Origin of the sequence: Streptomyces sp. NPDC001914, assembly GCF_042891215.1 — a bacterium.
Lineage (GTDB): Bacteria > Actinomycetota > Actinomycetes > Streptomycetales > Streptomycetaceae > Streptomyces.
Map to the genome: position 1 here is coordinate 171,457 of NZ_JBIASW010000009.1, position 14,844 is coordinate 186,300.

Consider the following 14,844-nt stretch of genomic DNA (forward strand, 5'->3'; position numbering starts at 1 on the left):
AACCGATCACGGGGACATACGCCCGTACCCGTGACTGCCGGTCGGGACCGACCTTAGGTGGCCGGAATGCGGCTGCGAAGTGTACGTTTCATCCACTGGACGCGAACGGAATGGAGGAAACATCCACCATGCCGGATGCGCAGTCCCCCTCCGCCCCCGCCGTGCCGCCCACTCCTCCGGTCCCCCTGTCGGCGCTCCTGGCCCGCGAGGACCTGGGTCTGCGCCTGATCGCCGGGCCCGCGGAGCCCGACACGGTGATCCACTGGGCGCACACCTCGGAGATGGCCGACCTCTACCCGTATCTGCTGGGCGGCGAGCTGCTGCTGACGGCGGGGGTCCACGTGCCCTCCGCGGCCGCCTCCGGCGAGGGCGCCCCCGGCCCCGAGGACTACTTCGACGGCTACGTCTCCCGGATCGTCGCCGCGGGCGGCGCGGCCCTCGGCTTCGGTCTCGCGCCGGTCCACGACACGGTCCCGCCCGCCCTCGTCGCGGCCTGCGACGCCCACGGGCTTCCGCTGCTGGAGGTCCCGCCCCGCACGACGTTCTCCGGGATCGCCCGCGCGGTGTGGCAGCTCATGGCCCAGGCCCGGCTGGCCGAGCTGCGCCGGGTGACGGAGGCCCAGCAGAGCCTGGCGGCCGCCGCCGCCCGCCCCGATCCGGTACCGGCGGTCCTGCGGCAGCTCGCCCGCCGGGTGAACGGCTGGGCGGTGCTGTACGGCCCGGAGGGCACGGAACTGGCCCACGCCGGAACCGTCCCGCCGGCCGGCCCGCCGGAGCGACCCGCGTCCCACCCGACCCGCGCAAACCCGGGGACTCCGGGAACCCCGGCCTCTCCCGGCAGCACCACGACTCCGGCCGGCCCGGGTCCGGCGGGACCGGCGGGACCAGCAGGACCGGCGGCTCCGGCAGGACCGGCAGGACCGGCGGGACCGGCAGGACCGGCGGCTCCGGCAGGACCGGCGGGACCGGCGGGACCGGCGGGACCGGCGGGACCGGCGGGACCGGCGGGACCAGCAGGACCGGCGGCTCCGGCGCGACCAGCAGGACCGGCGGCTCCGGCAGGACCGGCAGGACCGGGAAACCCGGCCGCTTTCGCCGGCCCGGCGGGTCCGGCAGGAGAGGCCGGCCGCCGGCCGCCGGGCGGAACGGGACCCGAGGCGGTGCTCCGGGAGCTCGCCGGGGTCGTGCGGCCCCGTGAGGCCCAGGGGCCCGCCCCGTCCTCGGCCACCGACACCGTGGGCGGTGCGCACCTCACGGCCTACGCCCTCGGCAGCGGCCAGGGCTTCGTCCTCGGCGTCGCCGCACCGCGCCGCGACCCCGGCGACCACACGATCGCCTCCGTCGCCTCCGTGCTGCTGTCCCTGCTCACCGGGGAGCACCAGAGCGCGAGCGAGGCGGGGCGCTCGGCGGCCCTGGTGCGGCTGCTGCTCGGGGCGGCGCCCGAGGCGGTGGCGCCGCTGCTCGGCGGCGAACAGTGGGCGGTCGTGCACGCCCGCCCCGCCGGGGACGGCCCCGCGCCGGACACCGTCTCCGCGTCCGCGCTCGCCGCCGCGCTGGGCTCGGCGCTGGTGGACGTGGGCGGCGACGTCGTCCGCGTCCTCGTCCCCGGCGACCGCGTGCCCGCCGCGCAGCCGGGCTGGATCTGCGGGATCAGCGCACCCGCGGGCCCGCACGGGTGGGCGGCCGCGGACACCCAGGCGGCCCGCGCGCTGGCCCGCGCCCGCGCCACCCGGGCGGCCCTGGTCCGGCACGGCGACCGTCCCGCGCTCGCCGACCTGGTCGCCCCGGTGGACGCCGAGTCCCACGCCCAGGCCCTCCTCGCCCCCGTCTCCGGGACGCCCGCCCTGACCGAGACCCTGCGCACCTGGCTCTCCCTGCACGGCAGTTGGGACCGCACGGCGGTCGCCCTGTCCGTCCACCGCAACACCGTCCGCCAACGCATCGCCCGCTGCGCCGCGTTGCTGGACACGGACCTCGACGACCCCGACGTACGCATGGAGTTGTGGTTCGCGCTCCGGGAGGAGGGGACGCGGGGCGCCGGGAACGGCACGGGCCCGCGTACACCCGAGTGACGCACGTCCCAGCGGACGGGACGGCCGCGCCCGGGACACGGGTGCACCGGCACAATGGTGCTATGCCGATACCCGGGACTCCCAGCCGCGCCGAACTCGTCGACCATCTCGTGAAGACCCGTATCGCGGGCGATGTCGCGACCCCCCGCGAGAACAACCTCTCCCACTACCGCAGGCTGGCGAACGGCGAGCGCAACTGGTGGCTCGGTCTGGAACTCGGCGACCGCTGGAGCGACGAGCAGGACGTGCTCGCGGTGATGGCGGAGCGCGTCGGCGTCAACGACGACCCGGAGCACCGCTACGGACAGGACACCATCGACCCCGAGCTGACCGTGGACGCGCTGGAGCGTCTCGCGGGCCGGCTGCGCAAGGCGGCCGAGGACCGGCAGCGGGTGCTGTTCGCGACCGGTCACCCGGGCGGGCTGCTGGACGTGCACCGGGCCACGGCCGCCGCCCTGCGCACCGCCGGCTGCGAGATCGTGGTGATCCCGGACGGTCTGCAGACGGACGAGGGGTACGTCATGCAGTTCGCGGACGTGGCGGTGCTGGAGCACGGCGCCACGCTGTGGCACACCCACTCGGGCGAGCCGATGCGCGCGATCCTCACCGCGCTGGAGCGGGAGGGCCGCCCGCTGCCCGACCTGGTGGTGGCCGACCACGGCTGGGCCGGCTACGCGGGCCAGCACGGTGTGGACTCCGTGGGATACGCCGACTGCAACGACCCGGCGCTCTTCCTCGCCGAGTCGGAGGGCACGCTCCAGGTGGTGGTCCCGCTCGACGACCACGTCCTCAGCCCGCGCCACTACGACCCGATGACGGCCTATCTGCTGAACGAGGCGGGCCTGGCCTGAGCCCCGGCCTCCTTGGACCCCGGACGACGTACACCGTGCCGCGCCACCGGACCGCGCGGCGCGGCCCGGTTCACGGCACCGCGCGGTCCGGCTCCGCTCACGGCCAGGGGTTCAGCCCCTCGGACCGCCGTTGGGCGTAGCCCGGGGTCGGGTCCAGGTACACCCTGCTCACCGCGGGGAACACCGACCGGATCCGGTCCTCCGCGCGTTCGCAGGCCCACTCGATCTGGGCGGCCGTCGACGCGTCCCGGAAGTCGACCTTGGCGGCGACGAGCGCCTCGCGCGGCCCCTGCACGAGCGTGATGAGTTCCAGTACGGCCTCCACGTGCTCCAGTCCCAGCAGCTCGGCCCGGATCCGCTCCCGCACGGGCTTGGGCAGCGGCCTGCCGATCAGCAGCTCCGCGTTGGACCGGCCCAGCACCCAGGCGACGTAGAGCAGCAGGAGCCCGATGAGCAGCGAGGCGATGCCGTCGAAGACGCCCGATCCGGTGAGCTGGCCGCCGAGCAGGCCGCCGGCGGCGAGCACCAGTCCGACGAGCGCGGCCGCGTCCTCCATGACGACGGCCTTGACCGCGGTGTCGGGGGTGCGCCGGAGGTAGGTCCTGAAGGGGGCGTCGACCCGGGCGGCCTCGCCGCGCGCCTGCCGCAGTCCGGTCCGCAGGGAGAAGCCCTCCAGGCAGAACGCGAGGGCCAGCACGATGTACGACACCAGCGGGTCGCCGGGCTCCTCCCCCGCGACCAGGCTGTGGACGCCGTCGTAGATCGAGAAGACCGCGCCGCCGACGAAGGTGGCGACGGCGGCGAGCAGCGCCCAGATGTAGCGCTCGGGGCCGTAGCCGAGGGGGTGGTCCTCGTCGGCCGGTTTCTCGCTGCGTTTGAGCGCGGTGAGCAGGAGCAGTTCGGTGACGGTGTCGGCGACGGAGTGCGCGGCCTCCGACAGCATCGCGCTGGAGCCGCTGATGACGCCGGCGACCGCCTTGGCGAGGGCGATCCCCAGGTTGGCGGCGGCCGCGACGATCACCGTGGAGACGCTCTCGCCGCTGCCGGTGTCCTGCGCTGCGTCAGTCATGCCCCAGTCTTACCGGGGGACGCCTACCGGGGGACGCGGACCACGCCCTCCTGGATCACCGAGATGGCCAGCCGGCCGTCCTGGGTGTAGATCCGTGCCTGGCCGAGGCCCCGGCCGCCCGACGCGGACGGCGACTCCTGGTCGTAGAGCAGCCATTCGTCGGCGCGGAAGGGGCGGTGGAACCACATCGCGTGGTCCAGCGAGGCTCCGACGACGTCACCGGTGACCCAGCCGCCGCGCCCGTGCGCGAGCAGGATGGAGTCGAGGAGTGTCATGTCCGAGACGTACGTGGCGAGGACGACGTGCAGCAGCGGGTCGTCCGCGAGCTTGCCGTTGGTGCGGAACCACACCTGGGAGCGGGGTTCGCGCGGCTCGCCGACGGTGGCGAACGGCGGCGCGTCGACATAGCGCAGGTCGACGGACTCCCGGGCCTCCAGGATGCGCTCGACGACGTCGGCGTCGGTGAAGACGTCGGCGTACAGCGGGAGCAGTTCGGCGGCCGTGGGCAGCGTCTCCGGGTCCGGGGCGGGCGGCATCGGGGCCTGGTGCTCCATGCCCTCCTCGTACGCCTGGAAGGACGCGGAGAGGTGGAAGATCGGCTGTCCGTGCTGGACCGCGACCACCCTGCGGGTGGTGAAGGAGCGGCCGTCGCGGATGCGGTCCACGGAGTACACGATGGGTGCGCCGGGGTCGCCGATCCGCAGGAAGTACGCGTGCAGGGAATGGGCGTGCCGGTCCTCGGGGACGGTGCGCCCGGCGGCCACGAGGGCCTGCGCCGCCACCTGTCCGCCGAAGACCCGTGGGACGACGGCGGACCGGGAACGGCCGCGGAAGATGTTCTCCTCGATCCGCTCGAGATCGAGCAGATCGAGGAGAGACTGAAGTGCCTCGCTCATAAGGCAGTTGTACCGCGCAGTCTTTTCTCGGACCTTACAGGCCCATGTCCTTGGCGATGATCGTCTTCATGATCTCGCTGGTGCCGCCGTAGATGCGGTTGACCCGGTTGTCCGCGTACAGACGGGCGATCGGGTACTCGTTCATGAAGCCGTAGCCGCCGTGGAGCTGGAGGCAGCGGTCGATGACGCGGTGCGCGACCTCGGTGCAGAACAGCTTGGCGCTGGCGGCCTCGGCCGGGGTCAGCTCCCCGGCGTCGAGGGCCTCCAGGGCGCGGTCGACGACGGCCTCGGCCGCGTCCACCTCGGACTGGCAGGCGGCCAGCTCGAACTTGGTGTTCTGGAAGTGGGCGACCGGCTTGCCGAAGACGGTGCGCTCCTGGACGTACTCCTTGGCGAACCGGACCGCGGCCTTGGCCTGCGCGTAGGCGCCGAAGGCGATGCCCCAGCGCTCGGAGGCGAGGTTGTGGCCGAGGTAGTAGAAGCCCTTGTTCTCCTCGCCGAGCAGGTCCTCGACGGGCACCTTCACGTCGACGAACGCCAGCTCGGCGGTGTCGGAGGTCTTCAGGCCGAGCTTGTCGAGCTTGCGGCCGATGGAGTAGCCCTCGGACTTGGTGTCCACGGCGAACAGCGAGATGCCGTGGCGGCGGTCCTCGGCGGTGGGCGCGGAGGTGCGGGCGCAGACGATCACGCGGTCGGCGTGAACGCCGCCGGTGATGAAGGTCTTGGCACCGTTGAGGACGTAGTGCGTGCCGTCCTCGGAGAGCTTGGCGGTGGTCTTCATGCCCGCGAGGTCGGAGCCGGTGCCCGGCTCGGTCATCGCGAGGGCCCACATCTCCTCGCCGGAGACGAACTTCGGCAGGAACCGCTTCTTCTGCTCGTCGCTGGCGAGCATCTTGATGTAGGGCAGGCCGAGCAGCACGTGCACGCCGGAGCCGCCGAAGGTGATGCCCGCGCGGGCGGTCTCCTCGTACACGATGGCTTCGAACTTGTACGAGTCGATGCCGGCGCCGTCGTACTCCTCGTCGACGCGGATGCCGAAGACACCGAGCTCGGCGAGCTTGTAGTAGAAGTCGCGCGGCGCCTGACCGGCGGCGAGCCACTCGTCGTAGACCGGGACGACCTCGGCCTCGATGAAGGCGCGCAGGGTCTCCCGGAACGCCTCGTGGTCCTCGTTGAACACAGTACGGCGCACCGCCGCCACCTCCGCCTGGATACCTGGTGTTATGTCTAAGCGCTTGCTCAGATATGAGGTTACCCGCCGGTCACGAGCGCCGTCCAGGGGTCACCCCCCGAGACGCTCGTCACGCACCGGGAGCCACGGCGGCCGCTCCGAACGCTCCCCGTGCCATCCGGTGCAGCAGCTCCGCCGTGCCCGCACGCCCGGGGAGCGCGCCCGGCCGCCCCAGGTGCGGGGTCGAGTTCAGCAGGCCGAAGACCGAGTGCACCGCGGAGCGCGCGGCGGGCTCGCCCAGATCCGGGTACACCTCGCGCACCACCTCCACCCACAGTTCGACGTACTGGCGCTGGAGCTGGCGCACGAGCTTGCGGTCGCTGTCCCGCAGGCGGTCCAGCTCGCGGTCGTGCAGGGTGATCAAAGGACGGTCGTCGAGCGCGAAGTCGATGTGTCCCTCGATGAGCGAGTCGAGGAGCACCTCGGCGGCGCCGCCCTCGGCCTCCGCGACCCTGCGCCGGCCACCCGTGAGCAGTTGCCCGCTGATCCCCACCAGCAGCTCGGCGAGCATCGCGTCCTTGCCGGCGAAGTGCCGGTAGAGACCGGGGCCGCTGATACCGACCGCCGCCCCTATCTCGTCCACTCCCACGCCGTGGAAACCGCGCTCGGCGAAGAGCCGCGCGGCCTCCCTGAGGATCTGCTCGCGCCGGGTGGGGGCGTCGGTTCTGGTGGCCATGAAATCAATTCTAGACAGGCGGGTTAGCGCTCGTTAACCTGAAGGAAATGCGTTAACGCTCATTAACTTGGTCGATCACCTGGTGAGGGGACCGCAGGATGCAAGAGGCACCGGAGCTGACGAGCGCGGCGGATCCCGCGTCGGAGGCCTGGAGGGCCAACGAGGCGGCACACCGCGCGCTGGGCGAGGAGCTGCGCCGGAAGCTGGCCGCTGTGCGGCTCGGCGGCGGCGAGAAGGCACGCGAGCGGCACACCGCGCGCGGCAAGCTGCTGCCCCGCGACCGCGTGGACGCCCTCCTCGACCCCGGCTCCCCCTTCCTGGAGCTGGCGCCGCTGGCCGCCGACGGGATGTACGACGGAGCGGCCCCGGCCGCCGGTGTCATCGCCGGCATCGGCCGGGTGAGCGGGCGCGAGTGCGTGATCGTCGCCAACGACGCCACCGTCAAGGGCGGCACGTACTACCCGATGACGGTGAAGAAGCACCTGCGCGCCCAGGAGGTCGCGCTGGAGAACCGTCTGCCCTGCGTGTATCTCGTCGATTCCGGAGGCGCCTTCCTGCCCATGCAGGACGAGGTGTTCCCCGACCGCGAGCACTTCGGGCGGATCTTCTACAACCAGGCGCGGATGTCCGGCGCCGGCATCCCGCAGATCGCGGCCGTCCTCGGCTCCTGCACGGCGGGCGGCGCGTACGTGCCGGCGATGAGCGACGAGGCCGTGATCGTCCGGAACCAGGGGACGATCTTCCTGGGCGGACCCCCTCTGGTGAAGGCCGCCACCGGCGAGGTGGTGACCGCCGAGGAGCTGGGCGGCGGCGAGGTCCACTCCCGGACCTCCGGCGTCACCGACCACCTCGCCGAGGACGACGCCCACGCGCTGCGGATCGTGCGCACCATCGTCTCCACGCTCCCCGCGCGCGGGGAGCTTCCCTGGGAGGTCGCCGCGGCGGCCGAGCCCAAAGTCGACCCGTACGGTCTGTACGGCGCGGTGCCGGTCGACTCCCGCACCCCCTACGACGTGCGCGAGGTCATCGCGCGCGTGGTCGACGGCTCCCGCTTCGCCGAGTTCAAGGCCGAGTTCGGGCAGACCCTGGTCACCGGCTTCGCGCGGATCCACGGCCACCCGGTCGGGATCGTCGCCAACAACGGCATCCTGTTCTCGGAGTCGGCCCAGAAGGGCGCCCACTTCATCGAGCTGTGCGACCAGCGCGGCATCCCGCTGGTGTTCCTGCAGAACATCTCCGGCTTCATGGTGGGCCGCCAGTACGAGGCCGGCGGCATCGCCAAGCACGGCGCGAAGATGGTGACGGCCGTGGCCTGCACCCGCGTGCCGAAGCTGACCGTCGTGATCGGCGGGTCGTACGGCGCGGGCAACTACTCGATGTGCGGCCGGGCGTATTCACCGCGCTTCCTGTGGATGTGGCCGGGCGCCAAGATCTCCGTGATGGGCGGCGAGCAGGCCGCGTCCGTGCTCGCGACCGTCAAGCGCGACCAGATCGAGGCGCGCGGCGAGTCGTGGCCGGCCGCGGACGAGGAGGACTTCAAGGACCCGATCCGCCGGCAGTACGAGCAGCAGGGCAGCGCCTACTACGCGAGCGCCCGGCTCTGGGACGACGGTGTGATCGACCCGATGGAGACCCGGCAGGTCCTCGGACTCGCCTTGACAGCCTGCGCCAACGCGCCCCTGGGTGACCCCCAGTTCGGCGTCTTCCGGATGTGAGGGGACCCATGTTTGACACGGTGCTTGTGGCCAACCGGGGTGAGATCGCCGTACGCGTCATCCGCACCCTGCGCGCGCTCGGCGTGCGCTCGGTGGCCGTCTTCTCGGACGCGGACGCCGACGCCCGCCACGTCCGGGAGGCCGACACGGCGGTACGGATCGGACCGGCGCCCGCGTCGGAGAGCTATCTGTCGGTGGAGCGGCTGCTGGAGGCGGCGGCCCGCACCGGCGCCCAGGCGGTCCACCCGGGGTACGGCTTCCTCGCCGAGAACGCCGCCTTCGCGCGGGCCTGCGCGGAGGCCGGACTGGTCTTCATCGGCCCGTCCGCCGAGGCGATCTCCCTGATGGGCGACAAGATCCGCGCCAAGGAGACGGTGAAGGCGGCCGGTGTCCCGGTCGTCCCCGGCTCCTCGGGCAGCGGTCTGACGGACGCGGAGCTGATCGCGGCCGCCCGCGAGATCGGCGTCCCGGTGCTCCTGAAGCCGAGCGCGGGCGGCGGCGGCAAGGGCATGCGCCTGGTGCGCGACACCGAGGTGCTGGCCGACGAGATCGCCGCCGCACGGCGTGAGGCGCGGGCCTCCTTCGGCGACGACACACTGCTCGTCGAGCGCTGGGTCGACCGGCCCCGGCACATCGAGATCCAGGTCCTGGCGGACGGGCACGGCAACGTCGTGCACCTGGGCGAGCGCGAGTGCTCCCTCCAGCGCCGCCACCAGAAGATCATCGAGGAGGCGCCCAGCGTGCTCCTGGACGAGGCCACGCGCGCCGCGATGGGAGAGGCGGCCGTCCAGGCCGCCCGCTCCTGCGGCTACCGGGGCGCGGGCACGGTGGAGTTCATCGTCCCCGGCGGCGACCCGTCCTCGTACTACTTCATGGAGATGAACACCCGCCTCCAGGTGGAGCACCCGATCACCGAGCTGGTGACCGGCCTCGACCTCGTCGAGTGGCAGCTCCGCGTCGCCGCCGGCGAGCACCTGCCGTACGAGCAGGCGGACATCACCCTCACCGGACACGCGGTGGAGGCCCGGATCTGCGCCGAGGACCCGGCGCGCGGCTTCCTCCCCTCCGGGGGCACGGTGCTCGCGCTGCACGAGCCGCAGGGCGACGGGGTGCGCACCGACTCGGGCCTGACGGAGGGCACCGAGGTCGGCAGCCTCTACGACCCGATGCTCTCCAAGGTCATCGCCTACGGGCCCGACCGCCCGACGGCGCTGCGCAGGCTCCGGGCCGCCCTCGCCGACACGGTCACGCTCGGGGTCCAGACGAACGCGGGCTTCCTGCGCCGGCTGCTGGCCCACCCGGACGTGGTGGCCGGCGACCTGGACACCGGTCTGGTCGAGCGGGAGGCCGACGGTCTGGTGTCGTCCGAGGTGCCCGATGAGGTGTACGAGGCGGCCGCGGCCGTCCGGCTCGCCGCTCTGGCCCCGTCGGGCGAGGGCTGGACCGACCCGTTCTCGGTGCCGAGCGGCTGGCGGCTCGGCGGCACGCCGAAGCCGGTGGGCTTCTCCCTACGGGTCGCGGACCCCGTGGAGTACACCCCGCGCGGCACCCACACGGTCACCGCCGACCGGGTCGCCGTGACGCTCGACGGGGTGCGGCACACCTTCCACCGCGCCGCGGACTGGATCGGCCGCGACGGCGACGCCTGGCACGTGCGCGACCACGACCCGGTGGCCGCGTCGCTCACCGGCTCCGCGCACGCCGGCGCCGACTCGCTGACCGCCCCCATGCCCGGCACGGTGACGGTCGTGAAGGTGGCCGTCGGCGACGAGGTGGCCGCCGGACAGAGCCTGCTCGTGGTCGAGGCGATGAAGATGGAGCACGTCATCTCCGCGCCGCACGCCGGGACGGTCAGCGAACTGGACGTCACACCGGGCACGACGGTCGCCATGGACCAGGTCCTCGCGGTCATCACCCCCGCCGAGGAGGAGACGGCGTGAACACCTCCGAACTCGGCCTGCCGATGGCCGTACCCGCCCAGGACCTGCCCGCCCGGGTACGGATCTACGAGGTCGGCGCGCGCGACGGGCTCCAGAACGAGAAGGCGACCGTACCGACCGAGGTGAAGGCCGAGTTCGTCCGGCGCCTCGCGGACGCGGGTCTGACCACGATCGAGGCGACCAGCTTCGTCCACCCGAAGTGGGTGCCCCAACTGGCCGACGCGGAGCAGCTGTTCCCGCAGGTGGCCGATCTGCCGGTGGCGCTCCCGGTGCTCGTGCCGAACGAGCGCGGGCTGGACCGGGCGCTGGCGCTCGGCGCCCGGCACGTGGCCGTCTTCGCCAGCGCGACGGAGTCCTTCGCGAAGGCCAACCTCAACCGGACGGTCGACGAGTCGCTGGCCATGTTCGAGCCGGTGGTGCACCGCGCCAAGGAGGCGCGGCTCTCCGTCCGCGGCTATGTCTCGATGTGCTTCGGCGACCCGTGGGAGGGGCCCGTCCCGGTCCATCAGGTCGTCCGCGTCTGCAAGGCGCTGCTGGACATGGGCTGTGACGAGCTGAGCCTCGGCGACACGATCGGTGTGGCGACGCCGGGCCATGTGCAGGCGCTGCTCGCCGAGCTGAACGAGGAGGGCGTGCCCACCAGCGCGCTCGGCGTGCACTTCCACGACACCTACGGCCAGGCGCTCTCCAACACCCTGGCCGCCCTCCAGCACGGCGTCGCCACGGTCGACGCCTCCGCGGGCGGCCTCGGCGGCTGCCCGTACGCGAAGTCGGCGACGGGCAACCTCGCCACGGAAGACCTCGTATGGATGCTCCAGGGCCTCGGTATCGACACCGGGGTCGACCTCGGCCGCCTCACCGCCACGAGCGTGTGGATGGCCGGACAACTGGGCCGACCCAGCCCGTCCCGCACCGTCAAAGCCCTCTCCCACCAGGAGTGAACAGCATGTCCCTGGACCACCGTCTCTCCCCCGAGCTCGAGGAACTCCGCCGCACGGTGGAGGAGTTCGCGCACGACGTCGTGGCGCCGAAGATCGGCGACTTCTACGAGCGGCACGAGTTCCCGTACGAGATCGTGCGGGAGATGGGCCGCATGGGCCTGTTCGGGCTGCCGTTCCCCGAGGAGTACGGCGGCATGGGCGGCGACTACCTCGCCCTCGGCATCGCCCTGGAGGAACTGGCCCGCGTCGACTCGTCCGTGGCCATCACCCTGGAGGCGGGCGTCTCGCTGGGCGCCATGCCCGTCCACCTCTTCGGCACCGAGGAGCAGAAGCGGGAGTGGCTGCCGCGGCTGTGCTCCGGCGAGATCCTGGGCGCCTTCGGCCTGACCGAGCCGGACGGCGGCTCGGACGCGGGCGCGACCCGCACGACGGCCCGGCTCGACCCCGAGACGAACGAGTGGGTCATCAACGGCAGCAAGTGCTTCATCACCAACTCGGGCACGGACATCACGGGCCTGGTGACGGTCACCGCGGTCACCGGCCGCAAGCCCGACGGCAAGCCGCTGATCTCCGCGATCATCGTCCCCTCCGGTACCCCCGGCTTCACGGTCGCCGCCCCGTACTCGAAGGTCGGCTGGAACGCCTCCGACACCCGTGAGCTGTCCTTCTCGGACGTGCGCGTCCCGGCCGCCAACCTGCTCGGCGAGGAGGGCCGCGGCTACGCCCAGTTCCTGCGCATCCTGGACGAGGGCCGCATCGCCATCGCGGCGCTGGCCACGGGTCTCGCCCAGGGCTGTGTCGACGAGTCCGTCAAGTACGCCAAGGAGCGGCACGCGTTCGGGCGCCCGATCGGGGCGAACCAGGCGATCCAGTTCAAGATCGCCGACATGGAGATGAAGGCGCACATGGCCCGGGTGGGCTGGCGCGACGCCGCGTCCCGTCTCGTCGCGGGCGAGCCCTTCAAGAAGGAGGCGGCGGTCGCCAAGCTGTACTCCTCCACGGTCGCCGTCGACAACGCCCGTGACGCCACCCAGGTCCACGGCGGCTACGGCTTCATGAACGAGTACCCGGTCGCCCGGATGTGGCGCGACTCCAAGATCCTGGAGATCGGCGAGGGCACGAGCGAGGTCCAGCGGATGCTGATCGCCCGGGAACTGGGGCTCACGGGCTGAGTCCCCGCACGACCGGCACACCGCGGCCACCGACGGGCACCCGCCCGCCGGTGGCCGCGGCGCGTCGGACAGGACGAAGGGTCAACCGCCCTGTGGTGCAAGGGAGTTGAGAAACCCGATGTCGGCGGCCGGGCCGTTCGGGTGGATCGCGGACTCGATCATGACGCCCCGCCCCCTGGACAAGAGCTGAGGTTAGGCTAACCTACCTTCGAACTGACCCGGTGGATCTTCTCCGCCCCATGTCGAAAGCAGCCACATTCATGTCCAACGCCCGTGCCACTCAGCTCTCCCGCCGCGGCATCCTCGCCGCGGGCGGCGTCCTCGGCCTCGGCGCCGTCCTCGCCGCCTGCGGTGACGACGACGCCTCGAAAAAGAGCGGCTCGGACACGGGCAAGGCCGCGGCGAAGGCCAGCCCCTGGACGTTCAAGGACGACCGCGGCACGACCGTGAAGCTGGACAAGACCCCGGCGAACATCGTCGCCTTCACCGGTGTCGCCGCCGCCCTGTTCGACTACGGCGTCGAGGTCAAGGGCGTGTTCGGCCCGACGACGACCAAGGACGGCAAGGCCGACGTCCAGGCCGGCGACATGGACGTCAGCAAGCTGACGGTCCTCGGCAACGAGTGGGGCCAGTTCAACATCGAGAAGTACGCGGGCCTGGCTCCCGACGTGCTGATCTCCACGATGTTCGACAGCGCGGGCACCCTCTGGTACGTCCCCGAGGAGTCCAAGGACAAGATCCTCAAGCTCGCGCCGAGCGTCGGCATCTCCGTCTACGACCGCCAGATGCCGCAGTCCCTGGAGCGCATGTACGCGCTGGCCCAGTCCCTGGGCGCCGACGTGAAGTCCGCGAAGATCGTCGAGGCGAAGAAGAAGTTCGAGGCGGCCGCCGAGCGGCTGCGCAAGGCCGCCAAGGCCCGCCCGGAGATCAAGGTGCTGGCCGGTTCCGCGAGCCAGGACATCTTCTACGTCTCCGGCTCCAACCTCTCCATCGACCTGGAGTACTTCAAGGCGCTCGGCGTGAACATCGTCGAACCCTCCGCCAAGGCCCTCAAGGCCAGCGGCGGCTGGTTCGAGAACCTGAGCTGGGAGAACGTCGACAAGTACCCGGCCGACATCATCATCATGGACGACCGCAGCGCGACCATCCAGCCCGCCGACATCACCGAGGCCACCTGGAAGAAGCTGCCCGCCGTCAAGGCCGGCCAGGTCATCGCCCGGACGCCCGAGGCGATCCTGTCGTACGACAAGTGCACTCCGATCCTCGACAACCTCGCCGAGGCCATCGAGAACGCGAAGAAGGTCGCCTGACCCGCCTCCGCGCCCGCCTGACATCACCTCAGGAGCACTCATGACGACGGCCGTGGCCGCCCCGTTCCGTTTCTTCGCCCTCAGGGTCGTACGGACGAGGCGGCTCGGCCCGTCTCTGGTCCGGGTGACCTTCGCGGGGCCCGAGCTGCGCGCGTTCCACTCGCACGGACGCGACCAGTCCCTGTCCCTGTTCCTGCCGCACCCCGGCCAGACGGAGCCCGCCGTCCCCGTCGAGCTCGGCGACGATTGGTGGCAGGCCTGGCGCGAACTGCCCGACGACGTACGGGCGGTGATGCGTTCGTACACCCTGCGGGCGCTGCGCCGGGACCCCGACGAGATCGACATCGATTTCGCACTGCACGGCCTGGAGCCGGGCGCCCGCGTCCCCGCCGGGCCCGCCTCGCGCTGGGCGTCCGGGGCCCGGGCGGGCGACCGGGTGATCCTGCTCGGCCCCGCCGTGGCGGACAACCGGGCGATCCGCTTCCGGCCGCCCGCGGACGCCGACCTCGTGGTCCTGTGGGGCGACGAGACGGCCCTTCCCGCGGTCTCCGCCATCCTCGAATCGCTCCCGGCGGGCCTGCGGGTGCGGGCCTGGCTGGAGGTCGCGCACGCCGGTGACATCCAGGACCTGGCCACCCCGGCAGACGCCGAGATCACCTGGCTGGTCCGGGACGACCACACGGCCGGGAAGCCGCCCCTGGCGCTCGACGCCCTGCGCGGCGCGCGGCTCCCGCCCGCCGAGGCCCCCTACGCCTGGATCGCGGGCGAGTCCGGGTGCGTACGGCAACTGCGCCGCCATCTCGTGGGCGAGCGCGGCATCGACCGCCGCCGGGTCACCTTCGTCGGGTACTGGCGGCAGGGCCTGACCGAGGAACAACTGCGGGAGCTGGGCGAGTAGTTCCGATCCCCCTCACGGTCTGGCGCTCCGGAAAGAGGCGTACGTCACGAAGGACGGGAAAGGGTGAGGAGCG

The 14,844-nt window shown here is 72.3% G+C and carries 12 protein-coding genes; 8 read left to right on the top strand and 4 right to left on the bottom strand.

Annotation, left to right across the window (positions count from 1 at the left end; all coding sequences use genetic code 11):
• Positions 1–128 precede the first annotated feature (128 nt).
• Both ACFYYF_RS25465 and ACFYYF_RS25470 read left to right on the top strand, forming a co-directional pair.
• Complete coding sequence (locus ACFYYF_RS25465) at positions 129–2,072, top strand: PucR family transcriptional regulator (RefSeq protein WP_388779537.1); 1,944 nt, start codon at positions 129–131, stop codon at positions 2,070–2,072.
• A 62-nt stretch (positions 2,073–2,134) separates the two neighbouring features.
• Positions 2,135–2,923, top strand: coding sequence for a phosphatase (locus ACFYYF_RS25470; protein WP_365484348.1), 789 nt, complete (start codon positions 2,135–2,137; stop codon positions 2,921–2,923).
• A 97-nt stretch (positions 2,924–3,020) separates the two neighbouring features.
• Here ACFYYF_RS25470 and ACFYYF_RS25475 read toward each other — a convergent pair whose 3' ends face one another.
• The 4 genes from ACFYYF_RS25475 to ACFYYF_RS25490 form a co-directional block, all read right to left on the bottom strand.
• Positions 3,021–3,992, bottom strand: a complete 972-nt coding sequence (locus tag ACFYYF_RS25475) for a cation diffusion facilitator family transporter (protein WP_388779539.1) — start codon at positions 3,990–3,992, stop codon at positions 3,021–3,023.
• A gap of 23 nt (positions 3,993–4,015) precedes the next feature.
• Entirely contained in the window at positions 4,016–4,888 is an 873-nt protein-coding gene (tesB, locus tag ACFYYF_RS25480; protein WP_361683555.1) for an acyl-CoA thioesterase II, read from the bottom strand.
• Positions 4,889–4,922: 34 nt separating this feature from the next.
• A complete protein-coding gene (locus tag ACFYYF_RS25485) occupies positions 4,923–6,080 on the bottom strand; it encodes an acyl-CoA dehydrogenase family protein (RefSeq protein WP_351861650.1) in 1,158 nt (385 codons plus the stop codon).
• Positions 6,081–6,189: 109 nt separating this feature from the next.
• Positions 6,190–6,795 (bottom strand): TetR/AcrR family transcriptional regulator, encoded by a 606-nt coding sequence (locus ACFYYF_RS25490; RefSeq protein ID WP_361683553.1) that lies wholly within the window; start codon positions 6,793–6,795, stop codon positions 6,190–6,192.
• A 98-nt stretch (positions 6,796–6,893) separates the two neighbouring features.
• Between ACFYYF_RS25490 and ACFYYF_RS25495 the strand changes: the two genes are divergently transcribed.
• The 6 genes from ACFYYF_RS25495 to ACFYYF_RS25520 all read left to right on the top strand — a co-directional run bounded on the left by ACFYYF_RS25495 (position 6,894) and on the right by ACFYYF_RS25520 (position 14,771).
• The gene (locus tag ACFYYF_RS25495) at positions 6,894–8,510 is read left to right on the top strand and encodes a carboxyl transferase domain-containing protein (RefSeq protein WP_388779543.1); all 1,617 of its coding nucleotides are present in this window, start codon (positions 6,894–6,896) and stop codon (positions 8,508–8,510) included.
• An 8-nt stretch (positions 8,511–8,518) separates the two neighbouring features.
• Positions 8,519–10,450 (top strand): acetyl-CoA carboxylase biotin carboxylase subunit, encoded by a 1,932-nt coding sequence (locus tag ACFYYF_RS25500; RefSeq protein WP_388779551.1) that lies wholly within the window; start codon positions 8,519–8,521, stop codon positions 10,448–10,450.
• Positions 10,447–11,391 (top strand): hydroxymethylglutaryl-CoA lyase, encoded by a 945-nt coding sequence (locus ACFYYF_RS25505; RefSeq protein ID WP_388779554.1) that lies wholly within the window; start codon positions 10,447–10,449, stop codon positions 11,389–11,391. Before ACFYYF_RS25500 ends, ACFYYF_RS25505 begins: the two co-directional genes overlap by 4 nt.
• Positions 11,392–11,402: 11 nt before the next feature.
• Positions 11,403–12,563 carry an acyl-CoA dehydrogenase family protein gene (locus ACFYYF_RS25510; protein ID WP_361683762.1) on the top strand — a complete coding sequence of 387 codons (1,161 nt, stop codon included), beginning with the start codon at positions 11,403–11,405 and terminating at the stop codon, positions 12,561–12,563.
• Between the two features lie 260 nt (positions 12,564–12,823).
• Complete coding sequence (locus tag ACFYYF_RS25515; protein WP_388779556.1) at positions 12,824–13,873, top strand: ABC transporter substrate-binding protein; 1,050 nt, start codon at positions 12,824–12,826, stop codon at positions 13,871–13,873.
• A 40-nt stretch (positions 13,874–13,913) separates the two neighbouring features.
• Positions 13,914–14,771 carry a siderophore-interacting protein gene (locus ACFYYF_RS25520; protein WP_388779558.1) on the top strand — a complete coding sequence of 286 codons (858 nt, stop codon included), beginning with the start codon at positions 13,914–13,916 and terminating at the stop codon, positions 14,769–14,771.
• Positions 14,772–14,844 lie beyond the last annotated feature (73 nt).

What these genes read in the sequence shown, in the direction of transcription:
- ACFYYF_RS25500 (WP_388779551.1), top strand. Translation starts at nt 8,519, where the DNA reads ATGTTTGACACGGTGCTTGTGGCCAACCGGGGTGAGATCGCCGTACGC.
- ACFYYF_RS25520 (WP_388779558.1), top strand. Translation starts at nt 13,914, where the DNA reads ATGACGACGGCCGTGGCCGCCCCGTTCCGTTTCTTCGCCCTCAGGGTC.
- ACFYYF_RS25515 (WP_388779556.1), top strand. Translation starts at nt 12,824, where the DNA reads ATGTCCAACGCCCGTGCCACTCAGCTCTCCCGCCGCGGCATCCTCGCC.
- ACFYYF_RS25490 (WP_361683553.1), bottom strand. Translation starts at nt 6,795, where the DNA reads ATGGCCACCAGAACCGACGCCCCCACCCGGCGCGAGCAGATCCTCAGG.
- ACFYYF_RS25470 (WP_365484348.1), top strand. Translation starts at nt 2,135, where the DNA reads ATGCCGATACCCGGGACTCCCAGCCGCGCCGAACTCGTCGACCATCTC.
- ACFYYF_RS25475 (WP_388779539.1), bottom strand. Translation starts at nt 3,992, where the DNA reads ATGACTGACGCAGCGCAGGACACCGGCAGCGGCGAGAGCGTCTCCACG.
- ACFYYF_RS25495 (WP_388779543.1), top strand. Translation starts at nt 6,894, where the DNA reads ATGCAAGAGGCACCGGAGCTGACGAGCGCGGCGGATCCCGCGTCGGAG.
- ACFYYF_RS25465 (WP_388779537.1), top strand. Translation starts at nt 129, where the DNA reads ATGCCGGATGCGCAGTCCCCCTCCGCCCCCGCCGTGCCGCCCACTCCT.
- tesB (WP_361683555.1), bottom strand. Translation starts at nt 4,888, where the DNA reads ATGAGCGAGGCACTTCAGTCTCTCCTCGATCTGCTCGATCTCGAGCGG.